The 23,733-nt window shown below is 42.5% G+C and carries 16 protein-coding genes, 2 tRNA genes and 2 riboswitches; of the genes, 2 read left to right on the forward strand and 16 right to left on the reverse strand.

Annotated features, from left to right (window positions below; genetic code table 11):
- Nucleotides 1-8: 8 nt before the first annotated feature.
- The 15 genes from addA to BLR42_RS12635 all read right to left on the reverse strand — a co-directional run bounded on the left by addA (nucleotide 9) and on the right by BLR42_RS12635 (nucleotide 21,898).
- Nucleotides 9-3,689, reverse strand: coding sequence for a helicase-exonuclease AddAB subunit AddA (gene addA, locus BLR42_RS12565; protein ID WP_091869642.1), 3,681 nt, complete (start codon nucleotides 3,687-3,689; stop codon nucleotides 9-11).
- A gap of 1 nt (nucleotide 3,690) precedes the next feature.
- Complete coding sequence (locus tag BLR42_RS12570; RefSeq protein WP_091869645.1) at nucleotides 3,691-7,281, reverse strand: PD-(D/E)XK nuclease family protein; 3,591 nt, start codon at nucleotides 7,279-7,281, stop codon at nucleotides 3,691-3,693.
- A gap of 101 nt (nucleotides 7,282-7,382) precedes the next feature.
- Entirely contained in the window at nucleotides 7,383-7,928 is a 546-nt protein-coding gene (locus BLR42_RS12575; RefSeq protein ID WP_091869648.1) for a hypothetical protein, read from the reverse strand.
- 374 nt (nucleotides 7,929-8,302) lie between these two features.
- Entirely contained in the window at nucleotides 8,303-8,911 is a 609-nt protein-coding gene (locus BLR42_RS12580) for a hypothetical protein (RefSeq protein WP_091869651.1), read from the reverse strand.
- A gap of 78 nt (nucleotides 8,912-8,989) precedes the next feature.
- A complete protein-coding gene (locus BLR42_RS12585; protein WP_091869654.1) occupies nucleotides 8,990-11,185 on the reverse strand; it encodes an ABC transporter substrate-binding protein in 2,196 nt (731 codons plus the stop codon).
- Nucleotides 11,186-11,319: 134 nt separating this feature from the next.
- A riboswitch (cyclic di-GMP riboswitch) is annotated at nucleotides 11,320-11,408 on the reverse strand.
- Between the two features lie 305 nt (nucleotides 11,409-11,713).
- Nucleotides 11,714-12,892: a phosphoribosylaminoimidazolecarboxamide formyltransferase gene (locus tag BLR42_RS12590; protein ID WP_091869658.1), complete on the reverse strand. Its 1,179-nt coding sequence runs from the start codon at nucleotides 12,890-12,892 to the stop codon at nucleotides 11,714-11,716.
- Nucleotides 12,893-12,903: 11 nt separating this feature from the next.
- Complete coding sequence (locus BLR42_RS12595) at nucleotides 12,904-13,611, reverse strand: IMP cyclohydrolase (RefSeq protein ID WP_091869661.1); 708 nt, start codon at nucleotides 13,609-13,611, stop codon at nucleotides 12,904-12,906.
- 50 nt (nucleotides 13,612-13,661) lie between these two features.
- A riboswitch (ZMP/ZTP riboswitch) is annotated at nucleotides 13,662-13,745 on the reverse strand.
- Nucleotides 13,746-13,795: 50 nt separating this feature from the next.
- Entirely contained in the window at nucleotides 13,796-15,184 is a 1,389-nt protein-coding gene (locus BLR42_RS12600) for an amidohydrolase (protein WP_091869664.1), read from the reverse strand.
- The gene (locus BLR42_RS12605; protein WP_091869667.1) at nucleotides 15,181-15,957 is read right to left on the reverse strand and encodes an amino acid ABC transporter ATP-binding protein; all 777 of its coding nucleotides are present in this window, start codon (nucleotides 15,955-15,957) and stop codon (nucleotides 15,181-15,183) included. Before BLR42_RS12605 ends, BLR42_RS12600 begins: the two co-directional genes overlap by 4 nt.
- Nucleotides 15,941-16,729, reverse strand: a complete 789-nt coding sequence (locus BLR42_RS12610; protein WP_026499528.1) for an amino acid ABC transporter permease — start codon at nucleotides 16,727-16,729, stop codon at nucleotides 15,941-15,943. The genes BLR42_RS12605 and BLR42_RS12610 overlap by 17 nt, the downstream gene beginning before the upstream one ends.
- A 152-nt stretch (nucleotides 16,730-16,881) precedes the next feature.
- Nucleotides 16,882-17,805, reverse strand: a complete 924-nt coding sequence (locus BLR42_RS12615; RefSeq protein WP_242879314.1) for a transporter substrate-binding domain-containing protein — start codon at nucleotides 17,803-17,805, stop codon at nucleotides 16,882-16,884.
- A 306-nt stretch (nucleotides 17,806-18,111) separates the two neighbouring features.
- A complete protein-coding gene (locus tag BLR42_RS12620) occupies nucleotides 18,112-18,915 on the reverse strand; it encodes a response regulator (protein WP_091869670.1) in 804 nt (267 codons plus the stop codon).
- Between the two features lie 20 nt (nucleotides 18,916-18,935).
- The gene (locus BLR42_RS12625; protein ID WP_170832760.1) at nucleotides 18,936-20,228 is read right to left on the reverse strand and encodes a sensor histidine kinase; all 1,293 of its coding nucleotides are present in this window, start codon (nucleotides 20,226-20,228) and stop codon (nucleotides 18,936-18,938) included.
- Nucleotides 20,229-20,279: 51 nt separating this feature from the next.
- Entirely contained in the window at nucleotides 20,280-21,248 is a 969-nt protein-coding gene (locus BLR42_RS12630) for a hypothetical protein (RefSeq protein ID WP_091869676.1), read from the reverse strand.
- On the reverse strand, nucleotides 21,245-21,898 hold the full coding sequence (locus tag BLR42_RS12635) for a hypothetical protein (protein ID WP_091869679.1): 654 nt from the start codon (nucleotides 21,896-21,898) through the stop codon (nucleotides 21,245-21,247). Before BLR42_RS12635 ends, BLR42_RS12630 begins: the two co-directional genes overlap by 4 nt.
- 215 nt (nucleotides 21,899-22,113) lie before the next feature.
- On the opposite strand from BLR42_RS12635, the gene BLR42_RS12640 reads away from it, so the two are divergent.
- Both BLR42_RS12640 and BLR42_RS12645 read left to right on the forward strand, forming a co-directional pair.
- Nucleotides 22,114-22,187: transfer RNA gene (locus BLR42_RS12640), tRNA-Pro, on the forward strand.
- Nucleotides 22,188-22,208: 21 nt separating this feature from the next.
- A tRNA-Gly gene (locus BLR42_RS12645) sits at nucleotides 22,209-22,279 on the forward strand.
- Between the two features lie 727 nt (nucleotides 22,280-23,006).
- On the opposite strand, the gene BLR42_RS12650 is transcribed toward BLR42_RS12645, so the two are convergent.
- Nucleotides 23,007-23,324, reverse strand: coding sequence for a hypothetical protein (locus BLR42_RS12650; RefSeq protein ID WP_091869682.1), 318 nt, complete (start codon nucleotides 23,322-23,324; stop codon nucleotides 23,007-23,009).
- Nucleotides 23,325-23,733 lie beyond the last annotated feature (409 nt).

Genomic DNA, 23,733 nt, shown 5'->3' on the forward strand with positions numbered 1-23,733 from the left:
CTACATAATTACAAATTTATAGTTTCGCCCAGGGTGAAGGAGTAGATTATTCTCTCCTTCACCTTTTTATGTGTGATCCTCTCAAGCGCATCCTCATAGTATTCCAACTGAATTTTGTATCTCTCTGAGAGTTCGCTTTCGTCCTTTACTCTATCAGTCTTATAATCCAGGAGAACGAGTCCATCGTTCTCTTCAAACCAGACGTCAATAATCCCCTGAATAAGAACCTGCTCGGAGTCGGGGAATTTGGAATTAACCTTATTCGCACTTATTCCCATCATAAAGGGTGACTCTCTGTGAAGCCTTCCCAAGTCGTGAGCCTTCTTCATACGCTCTCCGATGTCGCTCTTATAAAAGGCAAGTATATCCTTCTCATCCACGCTGTCAGAAGCTCCTTCGGGCATTCTGCCGAGAGCTTCCATCTTCTTCATCCAGTTTACAAGGTCACCGGCTCTATCGTCAGGAGTCATATCTCCCTCATCATACAAAAGCTCCATAACTCTGTGGTAGATTGTGCCCCTCGCAGCACCTTTAGCCTGTTTCTCCTTTTCGGCGATAAAGGCCGGAACTATCTCTTCTTCGTCAAATATAAAGTGAGTAGGCTCATCCTTTTGCTCCAGCATAGCTTTTTTAAGCTCTGTAACAGTGGTCTTTACATAAAGGCCTTCGAAAGAGTCAAATGCGTAGCCGTCGCCAAATCTCTCACCGAAAAGATCTGCATAGCGCAGTTTCTCCGGACCGGTAGGCATAAGAAGATTATCTAAGCGCACCTTGGCTGTAACATCTCTGTTTATCTCTTCTGCTGTCAGTTCATCCTTAGTAATAACCCTGAAACCAAAGGGGACCTCGTCGCTTCTACTTATCGGATCGCAGGATACCCCAACGCTCTCGCATAGCTTCGCATAGTCAGGATGACGGGCAAGTGCCATCAAAACCAGATCAAGATAGCTTCCGGCAGCGCTCCTTAGATAATACGGAAGAATGTAGGGCATCTCTCCGGAAAGTGCCTCTCTGTTTCTCAGAAGCATATTCCTTCCAAGTCTTCCTCTAAGGCTCCCTTCTGATGGTTTTTCTTCATCACCAATCTCAATCTGACCGGTCATAATAAGCTTGTCCTTGGCTCTTGTCATGGCAACATAAAGAATACGCATCTCCTCACCGAGAATATCCATCTTCATATTCTCGCCCATGATATTCTTTCTCAGCGTCTTATATTGAATACGCCTCTCGAGATCAATGGCAGGTGCTCCAATTCCATAGTCCATGTCAAGCACAACGGAGTCTTTAGTATCCATGAAGTTAAAGGATTTTGCCATTCCCGAAAGGAAAACAACGGGGAATTCAAGTCCCTTACTCTTGTGGATACTCATTATGCGTACAACATCGGCATTTTCATCAAGAATATTGGCTTCGCCGTAATCCACTTCGTATTTCTCGAGCTGCTCTATATACCTTACAAAATGGAAAACTCCGCTAAAGCTGGTCTTCTCGTAGTCTACAGCCTTCTCCTTAAGCATATTCAGATTTGCAAGGCGCTTCGTGCCTCCCGGAAGTGATGCGCAGTACTCTGCAAAATGAGTGTCGCTTAAAATCGTGCCTATAAGCTCACTTACGGGGAGATATTCAGCCCTCTGCCTGTAGTCTTCTATGAGATTTATAAACGCGCTTATCTTATTCTCCAAGGGCTGAAGCTGTTCGAGATTTTTGCATCTAAGAAGAATATCGTAAAAGCTGTCACCCTCGAAGCCGGTTTTCTCCGTATCCCTGTCGGCTGCCTTAATAAGCGCAAGATCCTCATCGGTAAAGCCGCCTATATCAGAGCGCATCACACTTGCAAGAGGAATATCCTGTCTCGGATTATCCAGAATTCTAAGGAAATTCAGAACCGTCACCACTTCTGTCGCTGAGAAATATCCCGTTCTCGATTCAACATAGGCAGGGATTCCCCTGCTTTCCAGAGTTTTCCTGAATATGTCATCCCAGCCCTTGGTAGTCCTTAGAAGTATTACTATATCTCCGTATCTGACCTTTCTGAAACTGTCTTCGCCCTCAGTTACAACTCCCCTCTCAAGTAGCTCCTCTATTCTGGTCGCTATCATTGAGGCCTCAAGCTCTCTCCCTTCGTCCGACGAAAGGTCTGTTACATCTCCAAGCAAAAGCTCTGTAGCAAAGGGATTCTCCCCCTCCGGCTGCGGAAATGTTCCGCCTACCACAAGTCTGGCATCCTCGTTGTACCTTACGCGTCCTAAATCCTCATCCATTATCTGCTCGAAGATATAGTTTACGCTGTCTAAGACCTCACTCCTACTTCGGAAGTTATTGTGAAGAGAGATCTTTCTTTCCGGCTGTCCCTCTTCCCATGAATACTTCGCCATTTTCTCCATGAAAATCTCAGGTCTTGCAAGTCTAAACTTATAGATACTCTGCTTTACATCGCCCACCATGAATCTGTTATATATTTTTTCTGATTCACCTGAGACTGCGGATAAAAGCAACTCCTGAACATTATTCGAATCCTGGTACTCATCTATCATAACCTCTTCAAAATAGTCCCTGTACTGTGCTGCTCCGCCTTTCAGGATTATTTCAAGAGCAAGATGCTCCATATCTCCAAAATCTATTATCCCCTTCTCTCTCTTCTTCTCATCGAATTTCTTTTTGAAGTCAAGTGCAAGAAGAGCCAGCGTTTTCACGGGCTTTGCAGCAAAAGCCATATGAGCGCAAATAGTCTTTTTATCCTCGGCAAAATATTTCTCTTGAAGCTTCCCTATAAGTTTTTTTGCCTTATCCCTATAGTTCTTTGCAAGTTCTCTCTTATCAGCATTAACAGAATCATCCTTCTTGGTAGAAAGCCTTGCAAAATTCATATTCAAGACCATGGCTCTGACTTCATCGAAAGATTTATCTCCACTCTGTCTGATTGCAGATGCCTGGTCAAGCTCATTCTCCAAAAGATCTCCAAAAAAGTACGGCCCGTCAGGATCCATAGCAAGTTTAAGGGCTATCCTGTAATACTCTACGCACTCCTCCATAGAGGCTGTAAAACCAGCCAATGCCTTTTTCACAAAAGGTGCGCTGTCGAAATCTTCCTCGCTAAGGCTGTAGTCATCTGCCCTCTCAGTAAGCCACTCCTCCGGAAAGGGCATACTCATTGCGTAGTCATAGAGTTTTAAAATAAACTCTTCAACCTTGTCGTCCCTACTTCCTGTTGCAAAATATTCCATACATTCAAGGAAGTCGGGATCCGCCTCTTCATATTTCTCCTCCAGAAGTTCCTCAAGAACATCCGCCTTCAGGAGTTTCATCTCTCCCTCGTCTCCAACCCTGTAGGAGGGATCGAGATCGATATCATTGAAGTTATTCCTGATTATGTACTGGCAAAATGAGTCAATAGTAGTAATCTGCGCTCCGTGAACCAGCGTCTCCTGTCTCTGAAGGTGAGCATTATCCGGATCCTCGGCGAGCTTTTTCTGTATTGCCGCCAGTATTTTTTCCTTCATAGAAGCCGCAGCAGCCTTGGTGAAAGTTACCACCAGTAGTTTATCTATATCTATCGGGTTATCGCCCGTTATACGCTGTATAATGCGTTCTACAAGCACAGTAGTCTTACCGGAGCCCGCCGCTGCGGAAACCAGTACATTCGAATTTCTCGCATCTATTACAGCTTGTTGTTCAGGTGTAAATCCCATATCAAACCTCCGATGCAATACGCTGCATCACTTCATCGTCTTTCATCTTTGGGAGTTCCCTACAGGAATATCCCGGAATGCCCTGCTCAAATCCGCAGACAGATTTGAACCTGCAGTACTTGCACGCCGTATTGTCTCCCTGAGAATAGGGGTTAACCTCTATATCCCCCTTTAAAATATTTCTGCCACTCTTCTTTACAAGGTGACTTACATACCTGGAAACCTGCTCAAAGTCATCGGCACTCATGACATCCGAGCCGTTCTTTGCGAAACTCCCGTCCTTATTGAACTTCACAGGAATTACATCAGACTTCTGCCCGGCCTCATGATCCAGAAGATCAATAATCTCCCTGTCAGCCTGCACAAGTCCCCTTGTACGAAGCTCCTCCCTAATCATTGCGTTGACCTCTTCTCCTGTGGCATCCGGATTCACCTTCTCCCCGTCGAGAACGGGATCTGTCAGATGATAATACAAAATAGCTGCCGGAACCGCTTCCTTCCCACGACTCTTAGCCTCTGCCATTCCTCTTGCCACATTCATATACATGACAAGCTGAAGCTGCAATCCATAATATAATGCACACAGATCAAACTTCTTATTACCCGATTTAAAATCTATTACCTTGATATAGACATGGTCAGCATCCTCATAGGTATCTATTCTGTCGATGCTTCCCGTTAGCTTCATGCGCTGCAAAATCCTGCCGCGCTCATCCTCTGTCAGGGCGATATTGATTGCATCGATCTCACCCGCTTCATCGAAGGAAGTCTCCATGCTCCTTGGAACAAAAGACCCCTTCTTAAGCTGATACTGGAGCGTATCAACACTTCTGAAAAGGATACGCTTTATCCTCTGCATCAGATATTCATTTCTCTTCGTGCTCTCAAGGATATTGCCGTTATATCCATCGGTAAATTCGGTGAGAGCTTCCTCCATTATCCGCTCTCCGTCCTCCTTGGAAAAACTGTCCCAGGAAAGATTTTCCTCCTCCAGCTTTTTCGAAAACTTCTCCAGGGCGCCATGGAAAACGGTACCGAGATCTGCCTGATCAAAGGTGAACTCCTCACGCTCATCAAGCCTCAGACCATACTGAAGGAAATGTGCATAGGCGCACTGAGCATACTTCTCAAGTCTGCTGACAGAGTTGACAAGGAAATTCCCATACAGCATCGATGCCACAGTATCGGAAAGGGGCTTATGATCGTATCTGACGCCCGCTGCCTCCACCATTTTAAGTAGTCTCTCCCTATGACCCGAAAGAGCGTTAAACAGCCCGCAGAAGGCATTCTCCTCTTCCTCGTTCATATATCCTCGCGAGTAGTCCTGAATGTGCTCTGCGATGTAATCAAGGCCATTTCCGGCCGTCTGAATAATGTCACCCTCTGCTCTGTCATCAAAGCGCTCGGTAACCACTTCAGGGAAAAGCGCCGTTATCTTACCGATAAGGTAAGCCGGTCTGATACTCTTACCATCCGGATCAAGATGCGCAAAGGACAAATACAGTCTCTCAGAAGGCTTCGTCAGGTTCATGTACAGATAAAGTCTCTGTATATACATCTGCTGCCTGGGCGTAGGCGCCAGCTCTATACCTGTCAGAGAATCAGCAAGGAACTGTCTCTCTATATCCGAGATTATGCCGCCCGTCCCCGCCGCCTTCGGAATCAGGTCATCATTAACTCCCAGAAAGAACAGGGTCTTAACTTCCTTAAGTCTCGTCCTCTCGATATCTCCGACAACAATTCTTTCTACGCTCTGCGGAATGGTACCGATCTTGATGTCCGAAAAGCCCACATCGAGAATCTCCGCATATTCCTTCCAGGCGATCTTCTCATCGCCCATAAGCGCAGTCACCTGATCAAGTAGTGCTATTACCTTGCGATAAATAACGGAATATTCCTTAGCTCTTATCTCATCGCCCTGCCTGCGAAAGCTATTCTCAAACTCCGCCATTTTCCCCTGGGCACCAAGGCCTGTCAGGAACTCATAGAGAGCGCGGGAATAATCAAGCACAGTCTTCCCCTCAGCGCCAAACAAGGGAGCCAGTGCATCCACTGTTTTTTGTCTCAGAGAATTCAAATCACTCAGGTATTCTTTTTTCTGCTCCTCGATTATATTATTTTCGCTGTCCTTTTTATTGGACATTTTGAGTTTCCTCATTATCTGTCCGGGTATACGTTCAAAGTCAGTCTCCCATCCCTTTATTCCGCGGATACCCAGGGCACGAACATAGTTCTCAAGCCTGTCCGTCTCATTTGCCGTAAGAGGTGACAGTCCGCTGCGCAGAAAATGGAACACAGACTCATAGCTATACCTGGAAGTTACTGTAAGAAGCGCACTTCTTATAGCTTCAATAAGGGGATTCAGTTTGATATTACCGGTCTGATCCAGATAAATCGGAACCTCATACTTTCCGGCTTCATTGCTGATCACCTCGCCATACCTTTCAAGGCTTCCGCACACTATGGCAAAATCGCGATAGTGAAGTTCTCTGTTTTCCCTAATGAGCTTCCTTATCCTCGATAGAACCATCTGAACCTCGCGGCTTACCGTATCCGCCTCAAGGATGCCAATACTCGTACACTTTGCAGTTTCACCTTCCTGTGAATCTCCATCCTTCAAAACTCCATACTTAGCATTCCCGTATCTGAAAAGATGCTTCTCCAAAAATGTAAGCTCAGGATTTGACGCATGTCTTCCCTTCTCAGTATTTTTCAAAAAGACGTCGCGTGAGTTTTCGTTCCTGTAGGCAGCCCATCTCTCAAAATCAGGCACAGCAGAAGGATCCATGCTTTTTTCATTTTCATATTCAAGGTGCAAAAGATCATGAACTGTCTTCTTCGTAAGCAAAAACAGCTCCTGTTCCTCGTTTCTGTCATAGTTATAGGGATTGTCCTCCTGTCCGAGAGTAAAGGAAAAAATAACCTCTGATGATAATCGCAGTATCTCGTCAATAACCCTGTACTGAATCGGTGTAAAGCCTGTGAAACCATCAAATGCTATAACACTGTCATCGATAAGTTTCGATGAGGGAAGTGCCTTGCAGAGGACATCAAGAAGCTCCTCCTGGGCGATATAATTCCCCTTGATGTATTTTTTGAATTCGGAATAAAGGAGCCTTAAGTCCGAAAGCTTGGCCTTAAGAGCGCCTTTGTTCCCGCAAACATCCATAATGTCATCCAGCATCTCCGGTTCGATACCATATTGCATAAACTCGGAAACAGTGGACTTCACTTCATCTATATAGCCCATCTTGTGCATACTTCCGCCAATTATGGGGAGGTTACTTTTTATCTCCTCCGCAACATGCCTAAGCACAAGGCTTTTACCCATGTCATCAAGCACCTTCTCATGGCTCTCTCCGACCTCCTCGAAAATACGATGGGATAGTCTTGAAAAGCTGACAACATCAATATTCATGATGCCATGATCAGGATGCTGTTTTACAATATCCATCTGCGTCTGCATGGTGAACTGATCGGGAACCACGATTAGAAAATTTCTGTCAGGTTCAGCAATACTTCTCTCAATTATTTCTTTCCTCAGGTGATAGCTTTTTCCCGCTCCCGAGGCTCCAAAAACAAAACGCAGCATATCAATAACTCCTTCACTAATTGGGTGTTTATACAGTCTAAATTTTACCACAAAAAGAGGGATATATATGTCCTATATATCCCTCCTTTAATGCTGGAAAATCAGTATATTCTTATCTCTGGTACTTTCTCTACTATAGTCGAATAGCTTTTCTTAGGCTTATCTATATTTCTCCATTGTCCATTGGTTTTACGTTGACGAGTCACAACATGCTGAATTTTGTGAGTAGTTGTCTCAAATCTTAACTGACCTGCAGCTGATGTTTTTCCTGGTAATGTTGCCGTTGTAGAAAGCGAAACAGCATGAGAGTCTGATACTGCAATTCCCAATTCAGCAGTGGCAGTTGCCTGAAGAACTTCAACTCCCACAGAAGCAGAGCAAGAATTTGTAATAGTAGTAGTCTCAGTCCATGAAAAAGTTACTGTGCCAGTGTTTTTCTTATCATTACGTACCTTGCCTTTTGTTTGCCACTTCGAATATTTTGTTGTCTCACTAACTTGTCCTGATATTATGTTATCTCTTAATGGCCCTCTAAGATCGCGTCCCCTGTTAACCGTACTATGATAAGCAAGTGCATTTAAAGATCCACCATTCAATAACATTGTTACAACAAGTAACAATGCTCCAACAGTTTTTATTCTCTTCATTGTACATTTCCCCTTTGCTTTTTGTTCCCCTCATTTATTCAGAATTTATTGGCCAACTTCTCCTGTTTCTTATATTACATAATTTTGAACCTTAGTGCATTCACACTGAATTGAGTATTTTTATATATATTTCAACCATCATTTTCCCTTATTTTCCCCAGCTTTCTGCCTAATTTTGCTCATCATTCTTTCTCGATGTTGCAATATAACATATTATTAACTACTCACACAAATCTGTAATACATATAATGTAAAAAGAATCAGCCCGTTCAATTCAGGCTGACCCTCTTATAAAAAATTTAATTATCCATAAAAAAATGTTCAAGCTAATTCATATAAAGCGATTTTACAAAAACACTAATCATTTTTCGCCATCACTTAACACAACAATTTTGTATTTTTTGCCCCACATCATATTTTTTAAGTAAATCTATACTCATTGCTTCAGTCACTACCTTATGCATATCTACTTCAGTAATATCCCACTTCTTAAGACATTCCTGCCAAAAAAAGATCCAAAATATCATGATTGCTTCTTCTTTTCTATATGAATACTGCGTTGAAGATAACTCCAAATCCAAGTAAATATCTGTATTGGTCGAATGGTTATGAGTAAAATATAACTGCTTTAAGATATAATTGTAATCATCACCCTCAGCCCTAAAGCTTTTGATATCTTCCAACGTCTTATCCAATATTTCACTTATTGAACAATCATTAATCATGTGCACTACAATTGTGTTTACTAACTTATCGCTTATAATATACTTCGAAGTAAATCCTCTATATATCTCAAAAATTAATTCTCTTATATCTTTAGTTTCAACGCTTGTGAAATCAAAAATCACCTGCTCATAAGCATATTCCCTATAACACTCCAATATTTTCTTAATATTCTTATACGTCTTATCATCATAGCTTACTCCGTATAATAGTCCAAGTTTCTCAATCGTTTTTTTAGCTTTTGTATTCTTGTTTGTCATTATGATGTTTTCCCAACGCTTTACACCACAAGTTAGATAAAGCTTTTTTGAGTCCTTTCCTTTTCGTAATATTTTATATTACCTATTTTCGCTTAAATATAGAGAAACTCTACTTTGAATTATTTCTGCCACTTCTTCCGCAGACTTCTGCTCTTCATAATAAGCTTCTGCTTCCTCGCTAATTATGTTACTTATCTCAAAGTTATATCCGCTATATTCCGTTGCTTCTTTGATTACTTTCACCAAACAATCTACCTCTTCTTTGGAGAGTTCACCTATTTCAACAGCAACACTTCCAACATACCATTTTTTTTCAATTTCAACTTTTTCACCATCTTCATCAATTTCATATGGCTTTTCCAACGCCCTATCTGCTAGCTCTTCAAGAACATTTTTACTGATTGGAAACTCTTGTTCCAAATTACTTTGATAATCATCCAATAGAAAAGATTTCATAAACTCCCATGCACCATCTTTATGAGCGCACGAAGCATTCATTGCAATTTGTAAGTCGGAAGACACAAAGGATTCTCCTCCATTAGATGTAGGATAGCCATTAAATACTATTTCTGATCCAAAATAGCCTTTAATAATTGCCTGATATTGGTCAAACGAACCTATCATTTCTTCCTTTAACAATGCCTTTTTCTGCCTATAATAATCTTCGAATTTTTCGTAATCTATATCATCAAAATCCTCATATGAGGGTAGTCCTTTAACAAATTCAAGAAAAGTCATAAATTGATCAGATTCAAAGTTGCATGTTCCGTTTTTATAATCTACATATTCTCCCGATACAGAAAACAAATCGTCAGCTGAAGCCCTTGTCATTAATCCCATTCCCACTTTGGGGTCAATTCCATTTTCCAAACATTTTTCCTCATAATTTACCAATGTAACTTTTTCACTTCCAACCGCGTTTTTTGCTGCAACACATGTATTAATCGTGTAGCTCGGAATAATAGAATATATTTTCCCATCCACCTTTGTCATATCAATAATATTACTAAGATAATCAGACATATTTATCTCTTTATCTGCACTAAAATATGAATCTAATGGCTCCAAAGCTCCTTTTTCTGAATAGTCTTCAAGCGGGATAGTATCCCCAAGAACAATAATATCTGGTCCTTGTCCTTTTGCCATATCCAACCCTAGTTTTGCAGTACCAGTTATATAATCTGCTTCAATATTTTCATTATTTGAATAGTCAACTATTTTTATCTTATACTTTGTATTAGCTTTATTAAATTTTGCTACTTGCTTGCTTAATGACTCCGGTACTCCATCCGTACCAATCGTAATAGTTTGTTTTGCATGAATATCTTTACCATCACTTGGCGTTAAACAAGTAAGACTATTCAGATCGCTTTCTCCATTACACATCATTAAAATCTTCCCATCATCTGCTTCACAAATATATTCAATATATGCAACATAAATATCTGATGCTCTAAAATCGCAAATATGTGTAAGTTCCTTATCGCCAATATTAAATCCACAAATTTCTTTTTGGTCATACACATAAAAATCATATGTCATCCCCGTAAATAAACCATTTCCGAGATCAAAATTATCTAATGCTACATCTTTTTCAACAAATACATTCTGATTTGAGTCAAATTGATAAAGCTTTTTCTTTTTTCCTATATTCTCAATGTAACAAATATCCCCATCTTTAGTCTTCTTTAGCATCCCTTCACTACAGTCACTTTCCTTACTGAAAGAACTCACAGAGCCACGCTCAGCCCCAGTCTCTATATCATATAATAAAAAATCTTCCTCACAGTCTAAAATTATCTCTTCTCTCTCTACTACCTCCATAGATTGTATAATGCTTCCTTCTTCATCCAATTCAACAGGAACAGACCAAATTATATCCCCAGTATTTTCTGATTTGGAAAGCATAATATTACCATTATCATCACAGCCCAAAAAATAAATATTGCCTTCATTGTCACAAGTAAAGTTATCTATGTATTGGTCATCCTTCTTCAAAGGCAATTCTTCTATTTTCTCCAAATCTAACGATGCCTTATAAATAGTGTCTTCCATAATATCATCATTAAACACATCTGCATGAATATAAATACTATCTTTCCCCATACATATACTTTTAACAACATATTCTGTATCAACAGGAAGCACCACGTCACTTATGTCATAGATGTTACCCTCATTTTCAAATCCAACTTCAGAAACTTTCTGTTTCGATCCACAAGCGCACAACAAGATCATCACTCCTATCATGCCATTTAGCAATCTTTTTTTCATTTATCATATCCTCCATATTACTTGTAGTTGATAATCATTCATCTCCCTCTATTTTTTTATTGAGCCTCACTAGTAAACCCTTAACACGCATTAAGGTAAAAAAAAAGCAAAATACAACGATTATTATCGTTATATTTTGCAGTTAAACCATCTATACCAGTAAAAAAACTCAAGATTTACAACTTTGCGTCCATACATCACTATATGTTTGCCATAATAATAAAAAGAAATAATAAAAATATAATTATTCATTTATCTTTTTATTCTACATATTAAGTTGCCATCCCTCATATGCGATAATTGTAATGCTCCCCCCCTAAAAAAATCAAGTCCTTTTTAACCTTATTATTCAAACCTCCTCGTTGACAATAGTCCTTGTCAAATCCCCTCGTCAAACCAGACTGGCATGCAAGCCTGGTTTGAACCATTATAAGAGCAGAGGCAAGGTCCTCATTACCTCATCCGAGTAATTAAGAACCATCCCTTGTCTGTAATTCCAGCTATTTGCTTATTATATTAAATAAAACTCTAATGATGGAAGAATCTCATGCCTGTGAATGCCATTACCATATTGTGGTCGTTAGCTGCCTGAATAACGTTGTCATCACGCACGGAACCACCGGGCTGTGCCACATATTTTACACCGCTCTTAGCTGCTCTCTCGATGTTATCGCCGAAGGGGAAGAACGCATCAGAGCCGAGTGCAACGTCCGTATTTTTATCAAGCCATGCACGCTTATCAGCCTCTGTGAACACTTCCGGTTTTACCTTGAAAAGATTCTGCCACTTGCCCTCTGCAAGAACGTCCATATAGTCAACACCGATATAGAGATCGATGGCATTGTCTCTGTCTGCTCTTCTGATGTCATCAAGGAAAGGAAGCTCAAGAACCTGGGGTGACTGTCTGAGAAACCAGTTATCCGCCTTTGAGCCCGCAAGTCTTGTGCAGTGGATTCTCGACTGCTGACCTGCTCCGATACCGATTGCCTGGCCGCCCTTTACATAGCATACGGAGTTGGACTGAGTATACTTAAGTGTTATGAGAGATATCAAAAGATCCTTCTTTGCTGCATCGGTGAGGTCCTTATTGTTTGTCACGATATTTTCAAGCATCTTGTCATCAATTACGATGTCGTTGTGTCCCTGCTCAAAAGTGATTCCGAATACCTGCTTCTTCTCAAGAGCTGCGGGCTTGTAGGAGGGATCGATCTTGATTACAGCATAGTTGCCATTCTTCTTTGCCTTAAGGATTTCAAGGGCTTTTTCTGTGTAATCTGGAGCGATGATTCCGTCTGAAACCTCTCTCTTGATAAGTCTTGCGGTATCCTCATCACAGGTATCGGAAAGTGAAATGAAATCACCGAAGGATGACATTCTGTCAGCGCCTCTTGCTCTTGCATATGCGCTTGCCATAGGTGAGAGGTCGCCAAGATCCTCAACCCAGTAGATTTTCTTCTCAATATCAGTAAGGGGAAGTCCTATAGCAGCTCCTGCAGGTGATACGTGCTTAAAGGAAGTTGCTGCAGGCATTCCTGTTGCTGCCTTTAATTCTGAAACAAGCTGCCAGCCGTTAAATGCATCAAGAAGGTTAATGTAGCCGGGCTTGCCGTTTAAAACTTCTATTGGAAGGTCACTTCCATCCTCCATGAATACTCTTGAAGGTTTCTGATTCGGATTACAACCATACTTAAGTGCTAATTCTTTCATCTTTTTTCTCCTTATTTATTTTTGTTTACAATGCGGGTTTCATATTTGCCTGTAGCGATGTCGATGTAGCGGGTGAAAAGGGAAACCTTGTTGTCTTCGTTGAGGTTATCCCATACAAGTTTTGTGAACTCGTCGATATCGCCGGAGATTTCTACCTCTGTGGGCTCGCCTTCGTAGCTCGGAAGCGGATTGCCATCGCCCATGTAAGTGCGGATGAAATAGCCTTTTCCTGCCTTGGGATTCTCATAGGTATATGTAAATCTGAGGCATGAAGAAGGATCGTTATGGTCGCTCTTAAGAATTGACATAGAGATGTCGTACTTGCCGTCATCGATGTGCATAAGTCCTGAAATACGAGGTGTATAGTTAGGCGCATCGGGCTCAAACTCTCTGGTTCTGAGGGACTCCTCGAAGGACTGTCCTGCCTCCATAAGGTCATAGATGGTATCTGTCTGATCACCGTTTGTCACAATTGTGTACTCACCGCGCACGCGAACAGGTGCATAGATGATAAGGCTGGGATCCTCAAGCTTTGCGGGATCGAAAGCTTCTGTGCGAATGCCCTCTCCCTCTGTAACAAACACTCTGTTTCTGCTGTTCTCGCTTCTGCCCATGATGAAGTAAGCAGTAACAGCGTACTTTCCATCGGCACTTGTGCCAATCACAATGCCGCGCCCCGGATAAGAATTTGAGCTAAGTTCTGTTGCAAGATTTACCATAAAAACCTCCGTTTTATATAAAATAAAAACCGCCTGAGCATACCATTACAAACGGTTGCCCAGGCGGTCGACATTCAAAATATTTTCGCACTCCCCTGTGGTTACCCACATATCCGCCAGTTGTGCGACACACATACTTTAAACTAAAATCGCGCCAAATGCAATTGGTGTTTTTCAACAAAAATTATACTTCCGGAATAGCGTCTTCGGGAATCGGGCAGACATACCCGCTCTTCGTGCGCTCCGCAAACTCTTTTGCAGCTTCATCAAGAATATTTTTATCTTCAAAAATATCGATAGCCGCAGCACACAAAACCTTGCCCGCATGAACTGCTGCCTTATATCCTATCGAAGATCCGGCACAGGAAACATTCTGCCAGCTGTGTCCGGGACACCCGTCAGGCCAGGCTGTAACACGAATCTGTGCTGTCGGAACATTCCAGCTCACATCCCCGACATCGGTTGAAGTTGGCTCAAACGCCTCGCCCATAAAATGCGGACAAAGGGCCACATTCATGCCGTTCCCATCAGGCTCAAAGGTCTTTGAAAGAGCACTCGCAAACTCGAGTTCCTCCTCATTGAAGGTCGGCACCCCAATTTCTTCGAAATTCTTATATAGCACTTTTTCCAGCGCGCGGTTCGTCACAGTATCCGACATGCCATCAACAAACTTCCTGACAAAAGTCGTCTCGGTCATTAGCGCCGCACCCTCCGCGATCTTATCTACACGCTTTTGAAGCTCCACCGCCTCCGCCACGTGATTGGATCGAACCATATACAGCACCTTCGCATTGGGCTGAACCACGTTAGGACTCACTCCGCCCGCATCGGTTATCGCATAGTGCACCCGCGCCTTGTCGCTTATATGTTCTCGTAAAAACTGAACGCCGATATTCATCAATTCTACCGCGTCCAGTGCACTTCTTCCCTTTTCAGGGGCACCGGAGGCATGGGATGCTATTCCATGAAAAGTGTACTCCACCTGTATGCAGGAATTCGACGATCCCGTAACAACCTCGTTACTGTCAGCGGGATGCCAGGTCAACGCAGCATCCAGATTTTTCCATTCGCCATCTCTTGCCATGAAAGCCTTGGAGGCGCAGCCCTCCTCACCGGGACAGCCGTAGAGGATTACAGTACCGACTTCTGCTGCCTGTTTATCTTCAGCATTCTTCAATCGTTCCTCAAGATACTTCTTTATTCCGATTGCTGCCGCCAGAGCTCCCGCTCCCAGAAGGTTATGACCGCAGCCATGTCCTGATCCGCCCTGCTCTATCGGTTTTTCCTCAAGTGAAGCAGCCTGCTGTGAAAGCCCGGATAGCGCATCATACTCCGCCAGAATTCCGATCACCGGCTTCCCGCTTCCAAAGCTCGCCTTGAAAGCTGTGGGAATTTTGCAGATTCCCTTCTCCACCGCAAAGCCTTCCTTCTCACATACCTCACAATACAAATCGCACGACTTATACTCTTTCAGAGACAGCTCCGCGTACTCCCAAATACGCCCCGCCACCTCTCGAATAAGGTCACTCTTACCTTCAATTTCATTAATTGCTTTTTTCTTTATATCAATCATAATACTTTGCTCAGGAATTCCTTAAGGCGCAGGTGATTGGGGTGGTTGAAAATCTCATCGGGAGAGCCCTGCTCAAGGAGCTTACCGTCAGCCATGAAAAGCACACGGTTACCCACTTCGCGTGCAAAGCCCATCTCGTGAGTTACCACAACCATCGTCATACCCTCGTCTGCCAGCTGCTTCATAACATCAAGAACCTCGCCGACCATCTCCGGATCCAGAGCGGAAGTGGGCTCATCAAACAACATAACTTCGGGCTCCATCATAAGTGCCCTAACAATAGCTATACGCTGCTTCTGACCGCCTGAGAGCTGAATCGGATAAGCGTCTGCCCTGTCAAAAAGACCTACGCGCCCCAAAAGATCGTACGCCTTTTTCTTTGCCACATCCTCCGGCATATGCTTAACCTTAACAGGTGCGAGAATCATATTCTCCATAATTGTCTTGTGCGGGAAAAGATTGAAATGCTGGAAAACCATTCCCATCTTCTGCCTGTGAAGATCCATATTTACCTTCACCCACTTACCATTTTCATCTTTATATTTCTTCTTGGTGATATCGACATTATCAAAAATAATTGCACCGCCCGTGGGCTCCTCGAGGAGATTCAATGAGCGAAGAAAAGTCGATTTGCCGCTTCCCGAAGGTCCTATAACAACCATGACATCGCCCTTATCAATGTCAACGGTCACACCGTCGAGAGCCTTGATTTTTCCGAAATTATAATGTTTTTCAAGATTTGTAATCTGTATAAGCTTATCTCTTGTCTCCACGGCTCATCCTCCTTTCGAAATATGCGATTACCTTACTTGTAGGGAAGCACAGGCAGAAATAAATTGCCGTTGCCACAAGCAAAGGCTCGATAATAATGAAGGTTGCACCGCGCACAGCGTTAACCGCAGACATAATATCCTGAACGCCGATGGTATAGGTTATCGCTGACTCCTTGATGATAACAACGAACTCATTCGCAATCGCAGGAAGAATATTCTTTATCGCCTGCGGAAGAATGATATATTTCATATTCTGGAACTGGCTCATACCAAGAGATCTCGCAGCCTCAGTCTGACCGCCGTCGATCGACTGAATACCGGATCTCATGATCTCGCACAGGTATGCACCAGAGTTCATACCAAGAGCCACAACTCCGGGGAAAAATCGCTCGAATTTAATGAATCCAAGAAATGTAAAATTGGGAAGTTCTATGAGCGCTCCGAATACGCCATAATAGATGATCGCCACCTGAACGATAACGGGAGTCGATCTCAAAATCTCAACGTAAGCAGTCGCAAGGAAGCTTATCGGATTAAACTTTCCGATTGTAACACCGATTCCTTTCTCCTTCTGATGTCCATCCTTATCGAGCCCAAGAAATGCAAGAGGATAGAACTTGGTCATTCTCATTGCCGAAAGAATAAGTGCCAGCACGAAACCGATGGCCACGGTGAAAAGTGAAAGCATGATCGTTACCGCCATGCCCTGCCAGAATAGTGAAGCATAAGGTGAGATTTTTGAAAAATTCTCAATTTGTATAAAACTGTCCATAACGTACTTTTATCTCCGAAATTATGTTAATGTGTCATTTCTAATATATCATAAAACGCGGCTGAAAATGCAGAACATTTCCGCAAAATTAAACGAACCCGGAAACATGACATCTCCGGGTTCGCATGTATATTTTACAATCCGATCAATAATTACTGATCAAGAAGTCCCTCGATAATCTCGCCTGAAGCAAGCTCGTTAGCTGTTGCTACAAACTCATCCATTTTTCCTTCTGCCTTAGCCTTGGCAATTGCCTCGTTAACGCCTGCCTTAAGAGCATCATTTCCCTTGCTGATACCGATTGCGGAACCCTCCGCTCCATCGTAAGGTACATCAAGTGCTACGCAAAGCTCGGGATAATTCTTAGCATAACTCTCAGCAACAGCTGTCTCAATATATGCTCCGTCAAGTTTACCTGCAAGGAGCTCGGCAATAATGTCTGTTACCTTTGTAAGCTGGATAAGCTCAGCATCAGGGCTGTTAGCCTGTGCAAGATCAACCTGAATAGCTCCTGTCTGGGCACCTACCTCGATATCAGGGTTATTGGTATCCTCAAGGCTTGCGAACTGATCCTTATTGGATTGAAGACATACGAAGGACTGGCCTCCTTCATAATAAATGTCTGAAAAGTCCATGATAGATTCACGCTTCGGATCAGGTGAAAGTCCTGCAACTCCAAGATCAACTGCTTTGGTCTGAAGCTCCATAAGTACACCGTCAAAGTCAACCGGTACAACCTCGAGCTCAAGTCCGAGATAATCTGCGATATACTGGGCAAGTGCAATATCAAAACCTGCAAGAGTAGGTGTTCCGTCATCGCCTACTGCATAGAATTCATAAGGTGCAAAATCTGGTGATGTTGCTACTGTGAGCTTTCCGGGTGTAACTGTGGAAATCTCTGCGCCTGCAGAAGCCTCTTCGCCTGCTGCCTCTTCTGTAGCATCTGTGCTCTCTGCTGTCTCTGCGCTCTGCTCTGTCTGTGCGGGAGCTTCTGCATCCTTAGATGCGCCGCCGCATGCTGTCATGCTAAAAGTCATAGCTCCGATTAAAATAGCTGAGATAAGTTTCTTCTTCATAATAGCCTCCTTCTTTATACAAGTTTTATTCATAAATAATTGCATATTTATTCATTAATCACTTTGTTTTATACATAATAATACACTTGATGTATTTTATCAACCCCAAATATTAAAAAACATCAAAAAAGGCATGAAAAAAGCGCTTGCAATGCAAGCGCTCTTCCCATCCTTAATTATTATAGAGGGAACTATATAATAGAGGAAATCATTTGGGACTTTATTGTCTCATATTATGCGTCACAAAAGTGTCACAACGTTTAAGCTCACTGTTTATGCGGCTTCCCAGACTTTACTGAAACGTTTTTACCAAAAATCATCGGAAAGCTGACATAATTTTCCAAGTGTCGGCTCCGCCCAGCTGTACTGATTCATGTACTCACCCGCGAAACCCGAGTCTTCACGCTGTCCCGCGAGATAATTGAAATAATCGCAGTCAAAATATTCTTTATTAATTCCGGCCTCGCCACGTCTTCTTATAAGCGCATTTGCGCAATCGTTTTCGGTAAATATTCTGCTCATATCGGCAAATAGGTTTCTCATATAGGATCTGTGGCCGCTGGGATCATCCTCGTCCTGCCAGATTCTGTCCATGATCTGGTCAAAAGTTCTCATCGCTCCGTTGGCATCAATCAGAACCGCAAGGAGTTCCTTGGTCTTGCTGTAAGCAAATTCAAGCGGCAGCCCGTCCTTTGTAAAGGCTTCAAACTCCCCGAAGGTGTGAATTCGCAGTTTTGCATTTTTTTCAGTCTCTATCGGGAACCTCAAATGTTCAAACTCGCTCTTAATCTTGGCAGGCGTAACCGGCTTCATGATATAGCCGCTGGCATAGAGTGCAAAGGCTTCCTTCATATATTCAGAATAGCCCGTGACAAAAATAATATTGATTCTGGGATTTATTACCTGCAGTCTTTTCGCAACTTCCACGCCGTTGTCAGTTCTCATCTCAACATCAAGGAAAGCTATCTGCGGGTTTATATCCACAACCTTTTCGAGAGCGGCTTTTCCACTGGTAAAGCCCTCAACCTGGGCACCCGGAATCGCTTTTTTTATGGCACTCATACAACCTTCAAGCGCAAGGTCCTCATCGTCAATTGCAATTATTCGCATTATTTTTTCATTACTCCTCTTTAATTAGATCCACGGGGGATCGTGATGGTCGACTTCGTTCCGACTCCCGGAGTGCTCTCAACAACAAGGTGTCCGCCGCACATTCTAAGGAGCCTCTCCCTAAGATTATCAAGGCCTATGTGAAGCCCGTCGCCCTCTTTGTACTCATCGGGGTTAAATCCGACTCCGTCATCCTCCACTATCACATAATAGTATTCCGAATCGGAATAGCTTTCAATCCTAACCGTCCCGCCTTCTTCTTTTTTATGGATTCCGTGCTTTACGGCATTTTCCGCAAGCAGCTGCACCGAAAGGGCCGGAATATCGAAGCTTTCGTCTCTTATATCGTATTTGATGGTCAGCTTTTCACGAAAACGCATTTTCTCAAGGCTGAGGTAATTAGTGACATGCTCCATCTCCCTAAGGAAGGTGATGCAGTCCTCCTTTTCAAGGTTACTTAAGTTTCCGCGAAGGTAATCCGAAAATCTTCCGATGGCCTCCTGAGCCTTTTCGGGGTCCTTTTCACACAGAACATAGATCGAGTTCAGCACGTTATATAAAAAATGCGGCTTGATCTGCGTCAGAAGGATCTTGATTCTGTCTCTTGATATTTTGTCCTCCTGCTCAAGAAGAAGCCTCTCCTGCTCATATTGGAAGGTATTGTCCATAAGAATAAGAGACAGGCAGATCATGTAGGGCATGATCTCGATTCCCGGCACGAATGCCCTGAGTATTACTCCGATAAGCGGGAAAAATACGATGGACAAAAGCGCAATGACATTATCCTTCTTGAGGTATTTTCTGTAAACAATCATGTAGACAAGGACAAGAAGAATTATCAGATATCCGCCGACCTGGCCCGCAAAGTAAAGCGGTCCCTTCTCAAAATTGATTCCATCGAAGGATACTACAAAACCGTAAAAGAGGCAAACCACCCAGAATATTGAAAAAATTGTGGCCAATGGTATTACAAACTTCTTCATCTCAAGCTGTCTGCCGCTTCGCCTGGAAATATAATATGAAACATATATGCCGTAAAATCCAAGAAGTGAATAAAAAGCGATAAAATATACAGAATATGCAATTTTGGTAATAAGCACCAGCTCGTCGTTATCAAAGTCCTGACATACCACAATTTTCACAGCAAGAACAGAGATAAGCATCAGCATATCCGAAAAGAGCATCTTGGTAAACTGGCCTCTTTCCTTGTTGGCAATCTTCCTCATGTGGATGTCTCCGAAAAGCTTGATGCCAACTATCGCCAGTAGGAACGACGATATTCCTATATTTACATAATCCATGGTGTGATTCATAATATTCATCCGCCTTACAGTTCTTAAAGAGCTTACGTTCTCCGGTTTTACTTATTTCCTGAAAACAATCCAGTTGTGAGACCACGGCACAGGGAGCCCAAAGAGTGTGCGCACTTTTCCATTTGCGCATCTGTACCAGGAGTAGTTCCAACCTGCGCCCATGTCCATGTACACTGCGTTGGTTACGCCAAGCCTTCTAAGTTCAGACATGAATTCATTAAAATGCATCATTTTTACGGAGTCTATCACGCAAAGGTTCCCGTTAAGTTCCGCAAGAGCCCTGTAGCATCTGGCTCTCGGTCTGTCGAAATTCATAACATTTCTTTTGTCTTTTATCATGGCAAGCTGCATAAAACCACTGCCACCTGCCTTAGCTGCTTTCTGAACAGCCTCGGTTTTATTTTCGAATTCAAATCCAAATTGTCCGTTTGCAAAAGTGAAGGCTCCGTCCGAATCCCTGTCATAGGGGCTATCGTAGAATTCGCCGTGGGATGCGTGATCCCCCTCGATATTATCCTGGGAGAATTTTATCTGCACAGCATGCTGAAAAGCGGCGCCGCAGCACCAGGTAATCGATTCATCGGATTTTGACGGACGCTTCCCGCATTCGAGATCCACCGTGGTATATTCAGGAAAAAACACGTAAACCTTATCGGTTTTGAAAATGAGCGTCTCATCCCCCGGAAGGATATCTTTCACAGGAATATTTCGCGCATCTATGCTCTCTTTTATATTCACATGATACTGCGATATCAGTCCCATGAATATAAAGACAAACGCAGGAATAACCAGGAATGAAGTCGCATAGCACAGCCTGTACGTGAGTTTTAGTGGTTTAAATCTGATCTTATCAGGTCCCCACAGATAAATCACAAGCGCTATACTCTGGAAAATCGGAAGCGTCCAGTAAACGATGTAAGGCGCCGACATCTGCGCAACAAAGAAGGTTGTATAAGCTCCAAATGAAAGCAGTGCCATCGCCATCAGCCAGATTCCGGTAAGTCGTTTTCTCAAGGTCATTTGCTCTTCCTCCTCTCTTTTTTCTGTTTGAGGAGTTCTTCTCTGAGCACCTTGAAGGAATCCATCTTGGATTCAATGCTGATTATAAGGAGAATTATCGCGATATCTGTGATGTACCTAAGTCCGTTTTCCCAGATTATTGTCTTGGCAAAGGTAAGCTTGCCATTTGCGATGATCATAACCAGAGTGACAACTATTTTATAGACAATCGCCATTCTGTTAAGGATTACATTCTCGGGATTGCCTTTTTTCGCATAGTTAATGATGAAATGATTGATGGTGATGATTATCGTCATTATGAAGGACATACCTGCTGCCGCAAGGTATATACTACCCTGAACGCCGATGATCAGGTAGGTGTCGAAGTCTTCCTTACCCCAAAGCTGCTCAAGTACAAGATGGGCTTCCTGGTACATAAGGCAAAACAGCACGCCGCCCATGAGGCCCTTGGTAACATCCCAGCTGAATCTCTTGTATGCCACATAGGTACAGCAAATTGTAACGAGCTTGAGGATATCCTCGAACATGATGAATTTATCATCTACGGTGCGAACGAGGAATATGGTCATAAGGCTTGCACATACAGCGATGATGCAGGCCGTGGTCATCATATTGTCACTTAAAAATACCGATTCTTTTTCATTGTCCATTGTTGTTATATCCACCTTTTATGTATTATTATGATATCATCATCAGGCGGATTTTACCCTATTGTTTTCCCTTTATTCAGGATGTTTTATAGCTTTTTAATTTATGTGGAAATTTTTTTTGAAAAAAATTTAAAAATCGTGTTGACAATTACTTTGATAAGGATATATAATCGTACTTGCGTTGCGGGTCAGGTAATGAACAAAACGCTTCCAAACGGGGTGTGGCTTAGCTTGGTAGAGCGCCTGGTTTGGGACCAGGAGGTCGCAGGTTCGAATCCTGTCACCCCGATTTAAATTCAATATTGTACATGCGGGTGTAGTTCAATGGTAGAACACTAGCCTTCCAAGCTAGATACGTGGGTTCGATTCCCATCACCCGCTTAACAAAATAACCTAGGTCGTATGACCTAGGTTATTTTTGTTAAGGGAGCGGAGCCCTCGAACCCATGGTTCGGTCTCCGCTCCGCTCCGGTCGGCGCATAGCGCTCGTCCCCCGGACGAGCAGCGCCCCATCACCCGCTCTCCCCGATTTACTATTGTTCTTATCTCGCCTGCCGGCTCGGTCGGCGGCTAAGATGAGCGCCACTGGCGCTCAGCCGCCCCATCACCCGCTTCCGAATGATTTACGTATTCTTTTGTTAAGCGAGCGGAGCTCGTTTTTTCCTATAGATACAATAAATTAGCTTGATTTTTCCTGATTTATTGTACCTATTATTTTCGAGTACAAAAAATTCTCTTAATTCCTCTATATTTGTTGTATCTATTTTCTGCAAGAACAACAATTTTGCCTGTTTCCTCTCCGTTTATTGTATCCATTTTTCTCTGGCACAATAAATCCAACTAATTCTTATTTATTTGTTGTTTCTATTTTCTGTAAACACAACAAATCCGGATGCTTCTTCTTAGTTTGTTGCTATGCGTTTTTTCGCATACAATAATTCTGATGAATCCCTCTTGATTTGTTGTGAACATACTATGTCTAATGCAACAAATAAGCCCCTTTCTTTTTGATTTATTGTTTTCGCACCTAAAAGCTTTTGGGGACATACCTTGTGCGCATATTTGTTATCGTTTCAGATAAAAAATATGCCATTGAGCATTGTAAAGATCATTCAATTTCTATTACCTTCCATGATGAACGTTCCAAAACATGATCAAGAATCTTAGATTTCAGTTCTTTTTCAAAAGCATCTTTGTCGATTTCTTCATCATCAATTGTATATTCCGGGCATTTTCTTGTATCGTCCTCGAAATCAAGATGCTCCCGGATGAACAGGTTTTCTCTTTGTGATTCTTCCAAAACGCTCATATACCCACCCAGATATCTCAAATAGATCTCTTTTATGTTATCTCTGTTTTTTGAGAACTGCAGGCAACCATACCAAGAAATGCCACCGATACTACCGTAAATAACACAATTTTTCATGTATATCCTCCAATAATTCCTTCTAATATTTAGACAGTTATGGTAGCATTTCTGTTGCATAGAAGAGGAATTTTTTTACTCACTTGTTACTATTCACGGTCTAATGATTGACTAAAAATATATAAGTGCTGATTGATGCAAGAGGTCGTAAACTCAGATTATGTCTGGGGTTACGGCCTCTCTGCATTTTGCACTAATTTCTGATTGAAAGTTTGTGGAAAATAATGGTACTATATAACTAAATAATACCAATACACGTATTGACATAAATATTGGTATGATATATAATAAATAGTACCAAGTACAGTTAAGGAGGTTGGATGAAAGATGTCGATAGTGAAGTACACAAACAAAAAGACTGGAATGATTGCCGTTTACGAGTCTACATCTCATTATGATCCTGAGACAA

Source organism: Butyrivibrio sp. INlla16, from assembly GCF_900104155.1.
GTDB lineage: Bacteria > Bacillota > Clostridia > Lachnospirales > Lachnospiraceae > Butyrivibrio.

Coding starts and splice junctions, on each gene's coding strand:
- addA (WP_091869642.1), bottom strand. CDS start 3,689: ATGGGATTTACACCTGAACAACAAGCTGTAATAGATGCGAGAAATTCG.
- BLR42_RS12570 (WP_091869645.1), bottom strand. CDS start 7,281: ATGCTGCGTTTTGTTTTTGGAGCCTCGGGAGCGGGAAAAAGCTATCAC.
- BLR42_RS12575 (WP_091869648.1), bottom strand. CDS start 7,928: ATGAAGAGAATAAAAACTGTTGGAGCATTGTTACTTGTTGTAACAATG.
- BLR42_RS12580 (WP_091869651.1), bottom strand. CDS start 8,911: ATGACAAACAAGAATACAAAAGCTAAAAAAACGATTGAGAAACTTGGA.
- BLR42_RS12585 (WP_091869654.1), bottom strand. CDS start 11,185: ATGAAAAAAAGATTGCTAAATGGCATGATAGGAGTGATGATCTTGTTG.
- BLR42_RS12590 (WP_091869658.1), bottom strand. CDS start 12,892: ATGAAAGAATTAGCACTTAAGTATGGTTGTAATCCGAATCAGAAACCT.
- BLR42_RS12595 (WP_091869661.1), bottom strand. CDS start 13,611: ATGGTAAATCTTGCAACAGAACTTAGCTCAAATTCTTATCCGGGGCGC.
- BLR42_RS12600 (WP_091869664.1), bottom strand. CDS start 15,184: ATGATTGATATAAAGAAAAAAGCAATTAATGAAATTGAAGGTAAGAGT.
- BLR42_RS12610 (WP_026499528.1), bottom strand. CDS start 16,729: ATGGACAGTTTTATACAAATTGAGAATTTTTCAAAAATCTCACCTTAT.
- BLR42_RS12615 (WP_242879314.1), bottom strand. CDS start 17,805: ATGAAGAAGAAACTTATCTCAGCTATTTTAATCGGAGCTATGACTTTT.
- BLR42_RS12620 (WP_091869670.1), bottom strand. CDS start 18,915: ATGCGAATAATTGCAATTGACGATGAGGACCTTGCGCTTGAAGGTTGT.
- BLR42_RS12625 (WP_170832760.1), bottom strand. CDS start 20,228: ATGAATCACACCATGGATTATGTAAATATAGGAATATCGTCGTTCCTA.
- BLR42_RS12630 (WP_091869676.1), bottom strand. CDS start 21,248: ATGACCTTGAGAAAACGACTTACCGGAATCTGGCTGATGGCGATGGCA.
- BLR42_RS12635 (WP_091869679.1), bottom strand. CDS start 21,898: ATGGACAATGAAAAAGAATCGGTATTTTTAAGTGACAATATGATGACC.
- BLR42_RS12650 (WP_091869682.1), bottom strand. CDS start 23,324: ATGAAAAATTGTGTTATTTACGGTAGTATCGGTGGCATTTCTTGGTAT.